The organism is Kosakonia oryziphila, from assembly GCF_900094795.1.
GTDB lineage: Bacteria > Pseudomonadota > Gammaproteobacteria > Enterobacterales > Enterobacteriaceae > Kosakonia > Kosakonia oryziphila.
The window spans coordinates 40507-57404 of the sequence record NZ_FMBC01000031.1 but is presented as its reverse complement, the minus strand read 5'-3'; the positions used below and the strand labels follow the sequence as shown (position 1 = coordinate 57404).

19 protein-coding genes are annotated in these 16898 nt (G+C 54.1%); 8 read left to right on the top strand and 11 right to left on the bottom strand.

The genetic code is table 11. The annotated features are described in order from the left end of the window. From GA0061070_RS15330 to GA0061070_RS15320, 3 genes are all read right to left on the bottom strand, one after another. Positions 1 to 263, bottom strand: a 263-nt coding sequence (locus GA0061070_RS15330; RefSeq protein ID WP_208598178.1) for a transposase domain-containing protein, incomplete at its 3' end; no start/stop codon positions are given. A gap of 157 nt (positions 264 to 420) precedes the next feature. Beyond that, positions 421 to 1305, bottom strand: coding sequence for a nucleoside-specific channel-forming protein Tsx (locus tag GA0061070_RS15325; RefSeq protein ID WP_090136931.1), 885 nt, complete (start codon positions 1303 to 1305; stop codon positions 421 to 423). 292 nt (positions 1306 to 1597) lie between these two features. Continuing rightward, positions 1598 to 2140, bottom strand: coding sequence for a SadB/YajI family lipoprotein (locus GA0061070_RS15320; RefSeq protein WP_090136930.1), 543 nt, complete (start codon positions 2138 to 2140; stop codon positions 1598 to 1600). A gap of 153 nt (positions 2141 to 2293) precedes the next feature. On the opposite strand from GA0061070_RS15320, the gene nrdR reads away from it, so the two are divergent. The 6 genes from nrdR to pgpA all read left to right on the top strand — a co-directional run bounded on the left by nrdR (position 2294) and on the right by pgpA (position 6393). After that, a complete protein-coding gene (gene nrdR / locus GA0061070_RS15315) occupies positions 2294 to 2743 on the top strand; it encodes a transcriptional regulator NrdR (RefSeq protein ID WP_090136929.1) in 450 nt (149 codons plus the stop codon). 2 nt (positions 2744 to 2745) lie between these two features. Beyond that, positions 2746 to 3849 (top strand): bifunctional diaminohydroxyphosphoribosylaminopyrimidine deaminase/5-amino-6-(5-phosphoribosylamino)uracil reductase RibD, encoded by a 1104-nt coding sequence (gene ribD / locus GA0061070_RS15310; protein WP_090136928.1) that lies wholly within the window; start codon positions 2746 to 2748, stop codon positions 3847 to 3849. 89 nt (positions 3850 to 3938) lie between these two features. Then, positions 3939 to 4409, top strand: coding sequence for a 6,7-dimethyl-8-ribityllumazine synthase (gene ribH, locus GA0061070_RS15305; RefSeq protein ID WP_090136927.1), 471 nt, complete (start codon positions 3939 to 3941; stop codon positions 4407 to 4409). Between the two features lie 19 nt (positions 4410 to 4428). After that, positions 4429 to 4848, top strand: a complete 420-nt coding sequence (gene nusB, locus GA0061070_RS15300; RefSeq protein WP_090136926.1) for a transcription antitermination factor NusB — start codon at positions 4429 to 4431, stop codon at positions 4846 to 4848. Between the two features lie 74 nt (positions 4849 to 4922). Further along, positions 4923 to 5900, top strand: coding sequence for a thiamine-phosphate kinase (thiL, locus tag GA0061070_RS15295; RefSeq protein WP_090136925.1), 978 nt, complete (start codon positions 4923 to 4925; stop codon positions 5898 to 5900). Further along, positions 5863 to 6393: a phosphatidylglycerophosphatase A gene (pgpA, locus tag GA0061070_RS15290; protein ID WP_090136924.1), complete on the top strand. Its 531-nt coding sequence runs from the start codon at positions 5863 to 5865 to the stop codon at positions 6391 to 6393. Before thiL ends, pgpA begins: the two co-directional genes overlap by 38 nt. A 113-nt stretch (positions 6394 to 6506) precedes the next feature. Here pgpA and GA0061070_RS15285 read toward each other — a convergent pair whose 3' ends face one another. Genes GA0061070_RS15285 through xseB form a run of 4 tightly spaced genes read right to left on the bottom strand, consistent with a single transcriptional unit; the run spans position 6507 to position 10571 of the window. After that, entirely contained in the window at positions 6507 to 7481 is a 975-nt protein-coding gene (locus GA0061070_RS15285) for an aldo/keto reductase (protein WP_090136923.1), read from the bottom strand. A gap of 58 nt (positions 7482 to 7539) precedes the next feature. Further along, positions 7540 to 9402 carry a 1-deoxy-D-xylulose-5-phosphate synthase gene (gene dxs, locus GA0061070_RS15280; protein WP_090136922.1) on the bottom strand — a complete coding sequence of 621 codons (1863 nt, stop codon included), beginning with the start codon at positions 9400 to 9402 and terminating at the stop codon, positions 7540 to 7542. A gap of 24 nt (positions 9403 to 9426) precedes the next feature. Then, a complete protein-coding gene (gene ispA / locus GA0061070_RS15275) occupies positions 9427 to 10326 on the bottom strand; it encodes a (2E,6E)-farnesyl diphosphate synthase (RefSeq protein WP_090136921.1) in 900 nt (299 codons plus the stop codon). Positions 10327 to 10328: 2 nt separating this feature from the next. Continuing rightward, on the bottom strand, positions 10329 to 10571 hold the full coding sequence (xseB, locus tag GA0061070_RS15270; protein WP_090136920.1) for an exodeoxyribonuclease VII small subunit: 243 nt from the start codon (positions 10569 to 10571) through the stop codon (positions 10329 to 10331). 222 nt (positions 10572 to 10793) lie between these two features. On the opposite strand from xseB, the gene thiI reads away from it, so the two are divergent. After that, positions 10794 to 12242, top strand: a complete 1449-nt coding sequence (gene thiI / locus GA0061070_RS15265) for a tRNA uracil 4-sulfurtransferase ThiI (RefSeq protein ID WP_090136919.1) — start codon at positions 10794 to 10796, stop codon at positions 12240 to 12242. A 60-nt stretch (positions 12243 to 12302) separates the two neighbouring features. Here the strand turns inward: thiI and yajL are convergent, their stop codons facing one another. Beyond that, positions 12303 to 12896, bottom strand: a complete 594-nt coding sequence (yajL, locus tag GA0061070_RS15260; RefSeq protein ID WP_090136918.1) for a protein deglycase YajL — start codon at positions 12894 to 12896, stop codon at positions 12303 to 12305. After that, positions 12859 to 13770, bottom strand: a complete 912-nt coding sequence (gene panE, locus GA0061070_RS15255) for a 2-dehydropantoate 2-reductase (RefSeq protein ID WP_090136917.1) — start codon at positions 13768 to 13770, stop codon at positions 12859 to 12861. Before panE ends, yajL begins: the two co-directional genes overlap by 38 nt. A gap of 138 nt (positions 13771 to 13908) precedes the next feature. Between panE and GA0061070_RS15250 the strand changes: the two genes are divergently transcribed. Next, the gene (locus GA0061070_RS15250; RefSeq protein ID WP_090136916.1) at positions 13909 to 14400 is read left to right on the top strand and encodes a YajQ family cyclic di-GMP-binding protein; all 492 of its coding nucleotides are present in this window, start codon (positions 13909 to 13911) and stop codon (positions 14398 to 14400) included. A gap of 41 nt (positions 14401 to 14441) precedes the next feature. On the opposite strand, the gene GA0061070_RS15245 is transcribed toward GA0061070_RS15250, so the two are convergent. Further along, complete coding sequence (locus GA0061070_RS15245) at positions 14442 to 15803, bottom strand: MFS transporter (protein WP_090136915.1); 1362 nt, start codon at positions 15801 to 15803, stop codon at positions 14442 to 14444. 199 nt (positions 15804 to 16002) lie between these two features. Next, a complete protein-coding gene (gene cyoE, locus GA0061070_RS15240) occupies positions 16003 to 16890 on the bottom strand; it encodes a heme o synthase (protein WP_090136914.1) in 888 nt (295 codons plus the stop codon). Positions 16891 to 16898: the final 8 nt, after the last annotated feature.

Here is a 16898-nt window from a genome sequence, read left to right as displayed (position 1 = left end):
GCAACGAAGGGGCGATTGCCCGGCAGCATGATGTCCAGGCGATTCACAATCTGGTGAAGAGGTTCTTTACGCTCAAGCGCCATGCCAACAATACACCAGACCATCATTTCGAGGGGAAGACGGCGCTTGCGTAGCGTTACTGTACCTGATTCGGCAAGGCAACGAGAGATGAGTTCGGGGTCGAGGTAATCCCCCAGAGAAGTCAGTGGGTTACGCAGAGAATCGTAACGGGATACCAAATCAAGGGCCTGTCCAATGTACATAAAAAAATCCGGAAACGAGTGAGCGTTTCCGGATTCTTACACAGCCACTGGATCGGTCAACTGATCCTTAACTGATCGGCATTACAGTGGGTGCTGCGGTTTTCCATAGATAAAAAAGCCGATCATGTGATCGGCTTTTTTGTCATTATGCGCGGGATTAGAAGTTGTAACCCACAACCAGGTAACCACCCCAGCCAGTAGAATGTACGTTGAAGTCGCCGTTGCCAAAGTTCAGGCTGGCGTCGTCGTTCCACTGGCCTCCGTGGTGCCAGTAACGGGCAACAACAGAGTAGTGCCAGTGATCATAACCCAGAGAGAGGATGTGGCTGGACGCGATGGAATCATTGGTACGGGTTCTGATGCCGTTATTGGCGTAACCGCTCTTATCACCCAGATCGGAGCCCCAGTCAAAGTTGGTAAAGCCGATGTAGCTTAACTGGCCGCCCCACAGGGTAGTGATCGGTACAAAGTATTTCACTTTGAAGCGGTAGCCGTCCCATTCGTTCTGGTTAGCGGCGCCGTAGTTCTGCCACTGGTATTTCGCATACACGTTCAGGGAGAGGCTCATTGGCAGACCGGTGTCGATGTCGGTGCCGAGACCCATGTACCAGGTGCTCTGACGACCAGAGGCATTGCGGCCCATGTCGTAGATATAGTTGTTCGCGAAATACCACTCTTTGAACGGACCGAAACTCAGATCGGTACCCGTCAGTTTATCGATGGAGAAACGCGGTTCGATTTCCATAAACAGCGGAGAACCGTGGTTCCAGATACCTTTCGCATCTGTATTACCGCCGAAGAATACCGGCGCATCCATATAACCGTAAAAGTCAAACCAGTCTTTTTTGGCGAACGCTTCATACTCAAGATAGGTATCGTTACGGAGCAGTGGTCCGAAACGGGTGTGATAACTGCCTACCACGTTGACGCTCTGGTGCCACCAGTCAGAAACGTATTCAGGCTTAGCGTTATCCGCTGCATTTGCAGTAAAAGACGCAGAAAGCGCCAGAGCAGCACCGGCTGCGAGGATTGTTTTTTTCATCATTTCGCCACTGATTGATATCCCGGAAGGGAGTGAAAGAAAGCACGCATTGCAATTAAAGATTCATATTTCTGGGCGCCTATTATTAAGTATCAACGCTCACAAAAATACGTGTTGTTTCACATTATTGACATGCACGTAATCGATTGCGCTCACGTTTGCGTGCAATAAACGAGGGGATTGTACTGGCATTTACCAATATTGCAAATTCGTGAATGTGATGACCAAACGTGGAAAAAGAAGAAAAAACGTTACAAATCGCAATAAAGGGCGACACTGTCGCCCTGGGGAATTACTGCGCGCTGGTGGGCTGAATATCGTGGATACGGACGAAACCTAATTGCTCCGGCGTGATACCGTTCAGTTGCAACGGAATATCGACGTCGCTGGGCGCAAGCGTGCTGGCAGGTGCGTTAATTAACTGATTTTGTACGTTAACTTCCTGGTGATTTTGCGTGGTGCCCTGAATTTGTCCCCACTCAACTGTACCGCTAAACGCCGGTAACGGATCGTTCGATTCACCCTGAATGCGCAGCAGAACGCGGGTTCCGGCAGCATTTGGCGTGACGTTTTGCAGAGACATACGCAACATACCAATCTGGCTGTTCAGACGGGCTGGCGTATTGGCACCGGGTAGCAGATAGACACCGCTGCCGGATTTTGCATTCAGCGCGTTCTGTTGGGTAATTTTCACCGTCTCTTTGTTCAGTTTGCTCATCTCGCTATTCAGCGTGCTGACGCTTTGATGCAACTGGCTGACTTCACTTTGCTGGGCGCAGGCACTGAGGGCAAAAAGGCTTCCCAGTAAGAGTGTTCTTAGGTAACGTCTTGTCATTATGTCTGTTTCCGTGAAAAGAAAGAGTGTTGTAATGGTAGATCGCAACGGTTGCGTTGCCATCGATCCATTATCTCAAAAACGGTCTGCCTTTGTTGTCATGTCAGTCCAGGGTAAAATAGATTTCAGTTAACTCACACGTCAGGACGCCGTATGCATTGCCCATTCTGTTTCGCCGTGGATACCAAAGTAATCGATTCTCGTCTGGTGGGGGAAGGCTCCTCTGTCCGCCGCCGCCGGCAGTGTCTGGTTTGTAATGAGCGTTTTACCACTTTTGAAGTGGCTGAGCTGGTGATGCCGCGCGTGGTGAAAAGCAATGAGGTGCGTGAACCCTTCAATGAAGACAAGTTACGTAGCGGTATGCTGAAAGCGCTGGAGAAACGCCCGGTAAGCGCGGACGACGTGGAAATGGCGATCAACCACATTAAATCGCAACTTCGCGCAACAGGCGAACGCGAAGTTCCCAGTAAAATGATCGGTAATCTGGTAATGGAGCAGTTGAAAAAGCTCGATAAAGTGGCTTATGTCCGTTTTGCCTCCGTTTACCGCAGTTTTGAAGATATTCGCGAATTTGGCGAAGAGATCGCACGCCTACAGGACTGATCATGCGGGACGAAATGTACATGGCGCGGGCGCTGAAACTGGCGCAGCGCGGGCGTTTTACCACCCATCCGAACCCACGGGTCGGCTGTGTGATCGTCAACAATGGCGAGATCGTGGGCGAAGGTTTTCACTATCGCGCTGGCGAGCCGCATGCCGAAGTGCATGCGTTGCGTATGGCGGGTGAGCGTGCCCGCGGCGCGACGGCATATGTGACGCTGGAGCCGTGCAGCCATCACGGTCGCACGCCGCCCTGCTGTGAAGCGCTGATTGCCGCTGGTGTCGCGCGCGTTGTCGCGGCGATGCAGGATCCCAATCCGCAGGTGGCCGGACGCGGCCTTTATCGCTTGCAACAGCAAGGAATTGATGTCAGCCACGGGCTGATGATGAGTGAAGCCGAAGCGCTGAACAAAGGTTTCCTCAAACGGATGCGCACCGGGTTTCCGTATGTGCAGCTTAAGCTCGGCGCATCGCTGGACGGTCGAACGGCGATGGCCAGCGGCGAGAGCCAGTGGATCACATCCGTGCAGGCGCGCCGGGACGTACAGCGTCTACGGGCGCAAAGCCATGCTATTCTCACCAGCAGCGCTACCGTACTGGCGGACGATCCCTCGCTGACGGTACGCTGGGAAGAGTTGGATGCTGACAGTCAGGCGCTCTATCTGCAAGAAAATGTGCGCCAGCCGGTGCGCATTGTGATCGACAGCCATAATCGGGTCACGCCAGCGCACAAACTGATCGGGCTACCGGGTGAAACTTGGTTTGCCCGTACGAAAGCGGATGAGCGCAGTTGGCCTGTGAGCGTGCGCGACATTATCGTGCCGGAACATCACGCCCACGTCGATCTGGTGATGCTGATGATGTTACTGGGAAAACAGCAAATTAACAGCATTTGGGTGGAAGCGGGCGCGACGCTTGCTGGCGCATTATTGCAGGCCGGGTTGGTGGATGAACTGGTGGTTTATCTTGCGCCGAAGCTGTTAGGTACGGACGCGCGCGGCCTGTGCGTGTTGCCGGGGCTGTCGGCGCTTGCCGACGCGCCGCACTTTAAATTCAATGAGATAAGGCAGGTTGGCCCGGATGTTTGCCTGCATCTTACCCAAGCGTGATGCCTGCTGTAAAAGGGAAGCAGCGCATAAAATATTATGCTAAAATCCGCCCCCCTGCGGGGTCCGAACTGAACCTGTAAAGGAAGTGTATGAACATTATTGAAGCCAACGTTGCTGCTCCGGACGCTCGCGTCGCCATCACCATTGCGCGTTTCAACAACTTTATCAACGACAGCCTGCTCGAAGGTGCGATTGATGCACTGAAACGCATCGGTCAGGTGAAAGATAAAAACATCACTGTCGTGTGGGTACCGGGCGCTTACGAACTGCCGCTGGCGGCTGGCGCACTGGCGAAAACCGGCAAATACGACGCGGTGATCGCGCTTGGCACGGTGATTCGCGGCGGTACTGCGCACTTCGAATATGTTGCCGGCGGCGCAAGCAATGGCCTGGCGCATGTTGCCCAGGACAGCGAAATTCCGGTCGCTTTCGGCGTGCTGACTACTGAAAGTATTGAGCAAGCTATCGAACGCGCTGGCACTAAAGCCGGTAATAAAGGTGCAGAAGCCGCACTGACCGCGCTTGAAATGATTAATGTATTGAAAGCCATTAAGGCCTGATTTTAGTAAGGGGAATTCCGTGAAACCTGCTGCTCGTCGCCGCGCCCGTGAGTGTGCCGTTCAGGCGCTTTACTCCTGGCAGTTGTCCCAGAACGACATCGCTGATGTTGAATACCAGTTCCTGGCGGAACAGGACGTAAAAGATGTTGACGTTCTGTACTTCCGTGAGCTGTTGACCGGGGTGGCGACTAATAGCGCATATCTCGATGGCTTAATGCAGCCGTATCTGTCCCGTCAGCTGGAAGAGTTGGGGCAGGTCGAGAAAGCGGTATTACGTATCGCTCTGTTCGAACTGTCCAAACGTGATGATGTGCCCTACAAAGTGGCGATCAACGAAGCTATCGAACTGGCAAAAACCTTTGGTGCTGAAGACAGCCACAAGTTTGTTAACGGCGTGCTGGATAAAGCCGCTCCTGCGATCCGTCCCCGCAAAAAATGATCCGTAAGCCGGTGATAAGCGATGCTCTGCGCGCCTGTCCCGGCTTTTTCTTTTTTCTACCGAGGCATTAACGTATGGCATGCGGCGAATTTTCTCTGATTGCCCGTTATTTTGACCGTGCACGAAATTCCCGTCGCGATGTAGAAACCGGCATTGGCGACGATTGTGCTCTGCTCAACGTTGTTGAAAAACAGACGCTGGCTATCAGTGTCGATACGCTGGTGGCGGGCAACCATTTTCTGCCGGAGATCGATCCTGCGGATTTGGCCTACAAAGCACTGGCGGTGAATTTAAGCGATCTGGCTGCCGTAGGCGCGGATCCGGCGTGGATGACGCTGGCGCTTACGTTGCCGGAGGTAGATGAAAGCTGGCTGGAGAAATTCAGCGACAGCCTGTTTGAACAGCTTAGCTACTACGATATGCAATTAATTGGCGGCGATACCACGCGTGGTCCGCTGTCGATGACCATCGGCATTCATGGTTATGTGCCGCCAGGACGGGCAATGAAGCGCTCAGGCGCCAAACCGGGCGACTGGATTTATGTTACCGGAACGCCAGGCGACAGCGCTGCTGGATTAGCGATTTTGCAGCAACGGTTAGCCGTCGGCGATAAAGCTGATGCGGAGTATCTGCTCAAGCGTCATTTGCGGCCAACCCCGCGCGTGTTGCATGGTCAGGCGCTGCGCAATCTGGCAAGTTCGGCGATCGATCTCTCCGACGGCCTGATCTCCGATTTGGCACACATACTGAAAGCCAGCCAGTGCGGCGCGCGTATCGATCTGGATGCATTACCTTTCTCCGACGCGCTCACTCGTCACGTAGAGCCTGAGCAGGCGCTGCGCTGGGCGCTTTCCGGCGGTGAAGATTATGAATTGTGTTTTACCGTGCCGGAACTGAACCGCGGCGCGCTGGATGTCGCCATCGGTCAACTTGGTGTGCCTTTTACCTGTATCGGGCAGATCAGCGCCGATGTGGCGGGGCTGCATTTTACCCGTAGCGGCAAGGCCGTCGCCCTTGACTGGAAAGGATACGACCATTTTGCCGAGAGTTAAAGATATAGCCAAAAGCCGTCTGAACCTGCGAAACCCCTGGCATTTGCTGGCAACCGGGTTTGGTAGCGGTTTAAGCCCGATTGTTCCGGGCACTATGGGATCGCTGGCAGCGATCCCCTTTTGGTGGGTAATGACATTTCTGCCATGGCAGCTCTATTCGCTGGTGGTTATGCTGGGGATTTGCCTCGGTGTCTATCTGTGCCATCAGACGGCAAAAGATATGGGCGTACACGATCACGGCAGCATTGTCTGGGATGAGTTCATCGGAATGTGGATCACGCTGATGGCGCTCCCGACCAGTGACTGGCAGTGGGTTGCCGTCGGCTTTGTGCTGTTCCGTATTCTGGATATGTGGAAACCGTGGCCGATTCGCTGGTTTGATCGCAATGTTCACGGCGGTATGGGGATCATGGTTGATGATATCATTGCCGGGATCATCGCTGCCGGACTGTTGTATCTGATTGGCCACCACTGGCCGATTGGCTTGATCTGAGGGTGATGCGCCGGATGGCGCCTTATCCGGCCTGCAAGCCCAGCTCTGACATCTGATTACGCTATGTAGGCCCGGTAAGTGCCACCGGACATTTTACCTTCCCGGGCTACGGGTTATTTAAATCCTACCACCGGGTGCTGTTTGTACGGTGTTTCCAGCTCGGCAACCTGTTCCGGTTTCAGCGTTAAATCCACTGCGCCTAACAACTCTTCCAACTGTTCTTCGCGGGATGTGCCGATAATCGGCGCAGCGACGCCCGGTTTACTCAGCAGCCAGGCAAGCGCCACCTGGGCACGGGAAGCACCGACATCTTCTGCCACACCGGCCAGCCGTTCGGCAATCTGGCTGTCGTTTTCATCGGTTTCGCTGTACAGCGTTTTGCCGAATTCGTCCGACACCAGACGCGCGGTGGTTTCTCCCCATGGGCGGGTTAAACGTCCTCGCGCCAGCGGGCTCCATGGAATAATCGCCACGCCTTCCTTGTAACATAGCGGCAGCATTTCGCGCTCTTCCTCGCGGTAGATCAGATTGTAGTGATCCTGCATGGTGACAAAATGCGCCCAGCCATTTTTTTGCTGCAAGGCCAGCGCGTGAGCGAACTGGCGAGCGTGCATCGACGACGCACCGATATAGCGCGCTTTGCCCGCTTTCACCACTTCATCAAGGGCTTCGAGCGTCTCTTCAATTGGCGTATGGTAATCCCAACGATGGATTTGCAGTAGATCGACATACTCCATACCTAGTCGTTTCAGGCTATCGTCGATGGAACGCAGGATCTGCGTGCGGGAGAGACCTTCCGCCAGATCGCCCACCTGGTGATAGACCTTAGTGGCGACGACCACCTCGTCGCGGCGGGCGAAATCGCGTAGCGCGCGTCCGACAATCTCTTCGCTGCTACCATCGGAATAGCTGTTGGCAGTATCAAAGAAGTTGATGCCGCCTTCCAGCGCGCGCTGAATGATAGGGCGGCTACTCTCTTCCGGCAGCGTCCAGGCGTGTTTGCCCCGGTCAGGTTCGCCAAACGTCATGCAGCCAAGGCAAAGGCGGGAAACCTTAAGGTCTGTTTTTCCTAATGTGTTGTACTGCATGATTCCACTCCTGCTATGAAAAACTTACGTTTAAGCATAGCAGGAGCGGCTGAAGGGATCAGGCGAGCCAGTTGCGGATGCGGGATTCGATGCCTGTAGCGTTCAGCCCCAGATCGGCGCGGGCTTCATCCTGCGTACCCTGCGGGATGAAGAAATCCGGCAGGCCGAGATTGAGCACTGGCACCGGTTTACGGTGTGCCATCAGTACTTCGTTGACGCCGCTACCTGCGCCGCCTGCGATAGCATTCTCCTCCAGCGTTACCAGCGAGTCATGATGCGCAGCGGTTTCCAGAATCAGCGCTTCGTCCAGCGGTTTGGCAAAACGCATGTCGATAAGCGTCGCGTTCAGGGCTTCGGCGGCTTTTTGCGCTTCCGGCAATAATGTACCGAAATTCAGAATCGCCAGCTTCTCGCCACGACGTTTCACCACGCCTTTACCGAGCGGCAGTTTCTCCAGTGGCTCCAGCGTTACACCAACGGCATTGCCGCGCGGGTAACGCACGGCGCTTGGGCCATCGGCATAGTGATAACCGGTAAACAGCATCTGGCGACACTCGTTTTCATCGCTTGGCGTCATGATGACCATGTCAGGGATACAGCGCAGGTAGGAGATATCAAAAGCACCCTGGTGCGTTTGCCCATCGGCACCGACAATCCCGGCGCGATCAATGGCAAACAGCACCGGCAGTTTCTGGATCGCCACATCGTGGATAACCTGATCATAGGCGCGTTGCAGGAAGGTGGAGTAGATCGCCACCACCGGTTTATAGCCGCCAATCGCCAGCCCGGCCGCGAAAGTCACGGCATGCTGCTCGGCAATCGCAACATCAAAATATTGATCCGGGTATTTGCGTGAAAACTCGACCATGCCGGAACCTTCGCGCATTGCCGGCGTAATAGCCATCAACTTGTCGTCTTTGGCGGCAGTTTCGCACAGCCAGTCGCCGAAAATCTTCGAATAACTCGGCATACCGCCACTGCTTTTCGGCAGTGTACCGCTGGTCGGATCGAATTTCGGCACCGCGTGGAAGGTGATTGGATCTTTTTCGGCTGGCTCATAGCCGCGCCCTTTTTTGGTCATAATATGCAGGAACTGCGGACCTTTCAGATCGCGCATATTGCGCAAGGTCTGCACCAGCCCCAGCACATCGTGGCCGTCCACCGGGCCAATGTAGTTAAAGCCCAACTCTTCAAACAGGGTACCTGGCACGACCATGCCTTTGATATGTTCTTCGGTACGTTTGATCAACTCTTTGATCGGCGGAACGCCGGAAAGCACTTTTTTGCCGCCTTCGCGCAGGGTGGAGTAGAGTTTGCCGGAGAGCAACTGCGCCAGGTGGTTGTTCAGCGCGCCGACGTTCTCGGAAATCGACATCTCGTTGTCATTCAGCACCACCAGCATATCCGGGCGGATATCACCGGCGTGGTTCATCGCTTCGAAGGCCATGCCAGCGGTGATCGCGCCATCGCCAATTACGCAGACGGTACGGCGCTGTTTGCCCTCTTTGGCAGCGGCGACGGCAACGCCAATTCCCGCGCTGATAGAGGTGGAGGAGTGACCAACGCTGAGCACATCGTATTCGCTTTCGCCGCGCCATGGGAACGGATGCAGACCGTTTTTCTGCCGGATGGTGCCGATTTTGTCACGACGCCCGGTAAGAATTTTATGCGGGTAGGCCTGGTGGCCGACGTCCCAGATTAACTGATCGAACGGCGTGTTGTAGACGTAATGTAACGCGACGGTCAGCTCGACCGTGCCAAGCCCGGAGGCGAAGTGCCCGCTGGAGCGGCTTACGCTGTCAAGCAGATAGCGACGCAGTTCGTCGCACAGCTTCGGCAGACTCTCTTTCGGCAGCAGACGCAACTCTTGTGTGGTATCTACCAGCGCCAGCGTCGGGTATTTGGCTATATCAAAACTCATCAGCAACTCATCTAGTGTGTCGTTTTATTTATCACGCTGGATTATATAATTCGCCAGTGCTTCCAGTACCGCCGTATCAAGCGACTGTGCAGCCAGCAGGCTAAGCGCCTGTCGGGCATCGTCAATCAGGTCGTGGGCTTTTGTCCGGGCTTGCTCAAGACCCAGTAGTGCGGGATAGGTACTTTTCCCCAGGTGCTGATCGGCGCCCTGGCGTTTACCCAGGGTGGCAGTATCGCCGACCACATCCAGAATGTCATCCTGAACCTGGAACGCCAGACCGATGCTCTGGGCATAGCGATCGAGCTGAGGCAAGGCTTCCCGTCCTCTGTCGCCCGCGCTCAGTGCGCCCATTTTTACTGCCGCACGGATCAGCGCGCCGGTTTTATGACGGTGGATCTGCTCCAGCGCTTCCAGTGAAATTTGCTCACCTTCCGCCGCCAGATCCAGCGCCTGGCCTCCGCACATGCCAGCCACGCCGCTGGAGATCGCAAGCGTTGATACCATCGCCAGCCGATCGTGTGCCGTCACTTCCAGCATCGGCGCATCGGCGAGGATCGAGAAGGCCAGCGTCTGCAATGCATCTCCCGCAAGAATGGCATTGGCTTCGCCAAATTTAATATGACAGGTCGGCAGGCCACGGCGTAAATCATCGTCGTCCATCGCGGGCAGATCGTCATGGATCAGCGAGTAAGCATGGATGCACTCCACTGCGGCTGCGGGCGCATCCAGCGTTTGCTGGCTGACGCCGAACATCGAACCGGTTGCGTAAACCAGAAACGGGCGTAGACGTTTACCGCCCAATAGTGAGCCATACTGGATAGCATCAACCAGAGGAGTGTTCTGAAAGGGCAGTGGAGCGATAAAACGGCGCAGCGCGTCATTGGCCCGATCGACGCAGGCTTGCAGTTGTTGATTAAAATCCATCGTTATTCAGCGTCCGGTGCGAAAGGCGTTAACGGCGCCTCTTCGGAATCGGAGAGCAGGATCTGCACGCGCTGTTCTGCCTGCTGTAACTTTACCTGCCCCTGGCGCGCCAGTTGCACGCCACGTTCGAATTCATTGAGTGCCTCTTCAAGTGGAAGATCGCCGCTTTCAAGACGAGTGACAATCTGTTCCAGTTCGCTCAGCGCTGTTTCGAAACTGGCTGGTGCTTCGTTTTTCTTTGGCATAGTGAATGTCTGACTCTTCTATTATTCATTCTGACTCAACTTAGCTATTTAGCTATGGTAGCGGAGTCGTGGCACTTAGCCAATTACGCTCAAGGGTAATGCATTGCGCAAGGTCTATTCGATGGTGGTATACTTCCGCGCCTGGATGCAGCCGCAGATATGGGCTGCTGTATTATTTTCCCTTACAGTCCCTGTCGGGCTTGCCAACGAACCATTGCCGCCATGAAGTTTATCATTAAATTGTTCCCGGAAATCACCATCAAAAGCCAATCTGTGCGCTTGCGCTTTATTAAAATTCTGACCGGGAACATTCGTAACGTTCTGAAGCACTACGACGAAACCCTTGCCGTTGTGCGCCACTGGGACCATATCGAAGTTCGCGCCAAAGATGAAAACCAGCGCCTGGCTATTCGCGACGCGCTGACCCGCATTCCGGGGATCCACCATATCCTGGAAGTGGAAGATGTGCCTTTCACTTCTCTGCACGATATTTTTGAGAAAGCGCTGGTGCAGTATCGCGAGCAGATTGAAGGTAAAACCTTCTGCGTTCGTGTAAAACGCCGCGGTAAACATGAATTTAGCTCTATTGAAGTCGAACGTTACGTGGGCGGCGGGCTGAACCAGCATGTCGAGTCTGCGCGCGTTAAGCTGACACACCCGGATGTAACGGTGAATCTGGAAATCGAAGATGACCGCCTGCTGCTGGTAAAAGGCCGTTATGAAGGGATTGGCGGCTTCCCGATTGGTACCCAGGAAGATGTTCTGTCACTGATTTCAGGCGGTTTCGACTCTGGTGTTTCCAGCTATATGCTGATGCGCCGCGGTTGCCGCGTACACTACTGCTTCTTTAACCTCGGCGGTGCAGCCCATGAAATTGGCGTTCGCCAGGTGGCGCATTATCTGTGGAACCGCTTTGGTAGTTCGCACCGCGTGCGTTTTGTGGCAATCAATTTTGAACCGGTGGTCGGCGAGATCCTCGAAAAAGTCGATGATGGTCAGATGGGGGTGGTGCTGAAACGCATGATGGTGCGCGCCGCGTCGAAAGTCGCTGAACGTTACGGCGTGCAGGCGCTGGTAACCGGTGAGGCACTGGGGCAGGTTTCCAGCCAGACACTGACCAACCTGCGTTTGATTGATAACGTTTCCGATACGCTGATCCTGCGCCCGCTTATCTCTTACGATAAAGAGCACATTATCGACCTGGCGCGTGAAATCGGTACCGAGGATTTTGCCCGCACGATGCCGGAATATTGCGGTGTGATCTCCAAAAGCCCAACGGTGAAAGCGGTGAAGGCGAAGATCGAAGCGGAAGAAGCACACTTTGATTTTGCTATTCTCGACCAGGTTGTGGCGGAAGCCAGCAATATTGATATCCGTGAAATCGCTCAGCAAGCCCAGCAAGAGGTGGTTGAAGTTGAAACGGTTAACGGTTTTGGCCCGAACGATGTGGTGCTGGATATCCGTTCGATTGACGAACAGGATGATAAACCACTGAAGCTGGAGGGCGTTGATGTGGTGTCACTGCCGTTCTACAAGCTGAGCACGAAATTTGGCGATCTGGATCAGAGCAAAACCTGGTTGCTGTGGTGTGAGCGTGGTGTGATGAGCCGTTTGCAGGCGCTCTATCTGCGTGAGCAGGGCTTCCAGAATGTGAAGGTTTATCGCCCGTAAACATAATGCCGGATAGCCGCTTCGCTATCCGGCAGTCAGCGCCACCGGGCATGTTAATGCCTACGCTTCGTAGTAATTATAAATCCCCGCCGCCATCACCAACTGTGACGCCACTTCATGGGCTTTTTCGCGCCCGACCAGCAGATCAATAATCTTCAGACCAAAATCAATAGCCGTGCCTGGCCCCTGGCTGGTCAACAAGTTCACGCGCGGATCCCACACCACGCGCTTATCCTGCCATTGTTCAGGCGGAATCGTCTCTTTCAGACCCGGGAAACCGGTCATATTGCCCAACGGGAAGAGCTGATGCGGCACCAGCACCGTACCGGCAGCGGCACAAATAGCGGCAACAATGCGCCCGGAAAGGTGGAACTGGCGAACGGTTTCGACCAGCAGAGGGCTGTCGCGAAAGCACTCCGCGCCTTTCAGACCACCCGGTAACACGATCGCATCGAAATTACCATCCGCAACTTCCACCAGCGGCGCATCTGCCAGCAGTTTAACCCCGCGCGAGCAGGTGATAACCAGGTTACCGTCGCTGGCTACGCTGGCGGTAGTGACAGTAATGCCGCCACGGACCAGCAGATCGATAGTAGTGACCGCTTCGGTCTCTTCACTACCAGGGGCGAGGCATATCAGAGCTGATGCGCTCATACTCACTCTCCTTACGTTTAATCATTTCATACAGACGGGCGTTTTTGGGTACCGCAATACCGTGCGCGCGGGCGCGTCTGAGCAGGTAGCCGGTAATATAATCGCTCTCGGTGTGCCGCAAGGCGCGGACATCCTGGAGCATCGACGAAATATTTTCCGCTGTATTTTCGATAATCTGGTTCACATAACTCAGCAAATCATCCGCAGAAATATGGTGGCCTTCACGTTCGATAACGGCAGCCACTTCGTGGGTGATTTTTGCCACCTCATCGGGAAATTGGCGCAGATCGCCATTTTTACAGTCGTACAGGGCGGTCAACGGATTGATCACGCAGTTCACCGCCAGTTTGCGCCACAGCGCCGGGCGAATGGTGTTATGCCAGGCCACATCCGGCAGCGCTTCTTGCAGGGTATCCGCCAGCGAGCTGAATTCACCGTCCTGCTGCCGCGCCGGGCCAATATGTGTCGTGCCGCTGGCCACATGTACAACCACGTTACCATCCCGGCGAGCCGCGTGAGTCGTGGTGCCAATCAGCAGGGGATTCGGTAGCGCTTTCAGCTCTTCTACAGTGCCCATACCGTTGTGAATCAGCAGTACCGGCGTCGCGGGAGAAAGTGCCGTTGCAAGGCCTTTTACCGCATCAGAAACTTGCCAGGCTTTTAGCGTCACCAACAGCAGATCGCTATGGGCCAAAAATTCAGGATCGTTGGCCGTCAGGGATTCATTAAAAATTGTGCCATCTTCTTCCACGACATTTACACTGCAAAAAGGCTGTGGCACACGTAACCAGCCCTGTACTTCATGTCCCTGTTTACACAGCGCTGTTAACCACAATTGCCCTAAAGCACCGCAACCGAGTACGGTAATTTTCATTGTTCCTCCTCACCTGCAACTGCGCCAGGTGTTACTCCAACCATTATAGTGCTGTCGGCTATGCTTCAGTATTACAAGTTGAGTTATACCTCGTTGCGGGTATTATGCATCGCAACAAATAGAGAGGGAGAAGAAAATATGCCATCTTTCGATATCGTTTCCGAAGTTGAAATGCGCGAAGTGCAAAACGGCGTTGAGAATGCGACCCGTGAAGTCGCGACACGCTTCGATTTTCGCAATGTTGAAGCCACATTCGATCTGAATGAAGAAAAGCAGACTATTAAGGTGCTGAGTGAATCTGATTTCCAGGTTAACCAGTTACTGGATATTTTGCGTGCCAAGCTGTTGAAACGCGGCATTGAAGGGGCATCGCTGGATGTACCGGAAGAGTTCGTTCACAGTGGGAAAAACTGGTTTGTGGAAGCAAAGCTGAAGCAGGGGATCGATGCGCCGACGGCGAAGAAAATCATCAAACTGATTAAAGACAGCAAATTGAAAATACAGGCGCAGATCCAGGGGGAAGAGATCCGCGTGACCGGGAAATCCCGTGATGACCTGCAAGCGGTGATGGCGCTGGTGCGCGGCGGTAATCTGGGCCAGCCGTTCCAGTTCAAAAACTTCCGTGATTAATCTGTTTTCCCCTCCTGCTGACGGAGGGGAAAAGAGCCTGCCTAACCTGCAACGGCCTGTTCGACTTCAAAGCGGTTTGTCACTTTGCTGTCTATCTTCACGTAAGCGCTACGTTCTTCCGCCACGACCAATACTTCACTGACTCCCGCCGTTGCGTGCAGACGCTGCTGTAGCGCGTCATCAATAGCCACATTATCAGGAATGGCGATGCGCAGGCTGCTGACATAGGGCGGTTCCTGCATACTGCTGGCAACCAGCAGCCAGAGCGCGGCCAGCAATGCGCCAAACATGAACACCATTTGCGAGTCAAATAAACCATCCACCCAACCGCCGACCGCACCGCCAATAGCGACGCCGAGAAACTGACTGGTGGAGTAAATGCCCATTGCCGTCCCTTTATAACCGGCTGGCGCTTCTTTACTGATTAATGACGGCAGCAGCGCTTCCATCAGGTTAAAGGCGAGGAAGAAGATTTGTACGCCAATCACAATTTCCCAGAAGTGAGCGCCAACGCCCCATAGCACGATTTCGGCAATCAGCAGTAGCGCAACGCAGAGTACAAAAACGCGTTTCATCCGACGTTTCACTTCGGCGTAGATAATAAAAGGCACCACCGAAGCAAAAGAGATAAGCATGGTGACAAGATAGATTTTCCAGTGCTCTGAAGCCGGGAAACCGGCAGATTCAAGCTGACCGGGCAGCGCCACAAACGTCGACATCAGCAGGATATGCAGGCACATAATGCCAAAGTTCAGCTTCAGCAGCTTTGGATTGGTGATCACCATGCTAAAGCAATCTTTGACCATTCCCGATTCGCGATTGCGTACATGGTGTTTGCTGTCCGGCACTACCCACAGCGTCAGGATGATGCCGATCGTTGCCAGCACAGCAATCATCCAGAACAATGCATGCAGGCCTAAAAGATGTGTGATGACCGGCCCTAAAACCATGGCTATGGCGAACGTGATGCCGAAGCTGACGCCGATAAACGCCATCGCCTTGGTGCGATTTTGCTCGCGCGTGAGATCCGACAGTAGCGCCATCACGGCGGCGGCAATAGCGCCAGAGCCTTGTAGCGCACGGCCAAGAATAATGCCCCAGATAGAGTCGGTGAGCGCGGCAATCACGCTGCCCAGCACAAAAATCATCAGCCCGCCGACAATCAGCGGCTTGCGGCCGATGCGATCCGAAAGCAGTCCAAAGGGGATCTGAAATATCGCCTGGGCCAGGCCGTAGATGCCGATCGCCAGCCCAATCAGGGCTTCCGATGCGCCCTGCAACGCCATACCGTATGTGGTCAGAACGGGCAGGACCATAAACATGCCGAGCATGCGCAGTGAGAATACAGTCCCTAAACCCCAGGTGGCGCGCAACTCGCCTGGCGTCATTTTATAATCGTTCATTACCACCTCAATTTAAAAACCGGACACAGTGTAGTGCGGCGGCAGGGTAGGGTAAACATGCGGTTATTTAACAAATATTACATAACCATATATTTCATGTTGTTATTGGCTTCTTCGTAACAAGGTCAGTAGGGTTTATTCCGGACGAAAAAAAACCGGGTTTCCCCGGTTTTTCCAGTCTGGTGCAGCAAGCTTGCGCTTACCAGACGTATGTCAGCAGGCTGTGTGAATCCGGCACCATAAAGTCCACGGACATCATCACCGAAAGGGAAGTGATGGCAACAATGGAGAACACAAACAGTTTGCGCGCCCACACTTTGTCATCTTCCACTTTGTATCCGCGCAGCGCCATGCCCAGCCACCAGAGGCTTACCGCAGCGGCAACGACCAGGTATTTATACCCGGCATAGCCGCCCAGCGACAACATCAGCGTGGCAATGGCAAACGCCAGGATGTACAGCGTGATATGGTTTTTGGCTACAGAAATACCTTTCACCACCGGCAGTACCGGAATGTTCGCTGCCTGATAATCCTTAAAGCGGAAAATCGCGATGGCATAGGAGTGAGGCATTTGCCACAGGCTGAAAATCGCCAGCAGAATTGCCGCGCCGCTATCGAACTCATTGGTGACCGCGCAGTAGCCAATCACCGGCGGCGCAGCGCCGGAGAGAGAACCAATCAGTGTGCCGTAAACGGAGTTACGCTTCATGTAGAGGCTATAAACGCCAACGTAAACCACAAACCCCATCACCCCCAGCCAGCAGGCCAGCGGATTGGCGCCAAACCACAGCAGCATAAAGCCAGCAATACCCAACAAGGCGGCGTACACCAGCGAGACTTTTGGCGAGATCAGCCCTCTGACCAGCACCCGGTTTTTCGTTCGTTCCATCTTTTTATCAATGTCACGATCGATGTAGTTGTTAAATACACAACCAGAGGCGACCACCAACGACACGCCAATCAGCGTGTAGAGGAACAGGGGATAGTCGATGTGGCCTTTGGAAGCCAGCAGGAACCCCCCAATCACGGAGATCAGATTGCCAAAAATAATGCCCGGTTTCGTAACTTGCAGGTATTGCTTAAACATACTCGCCG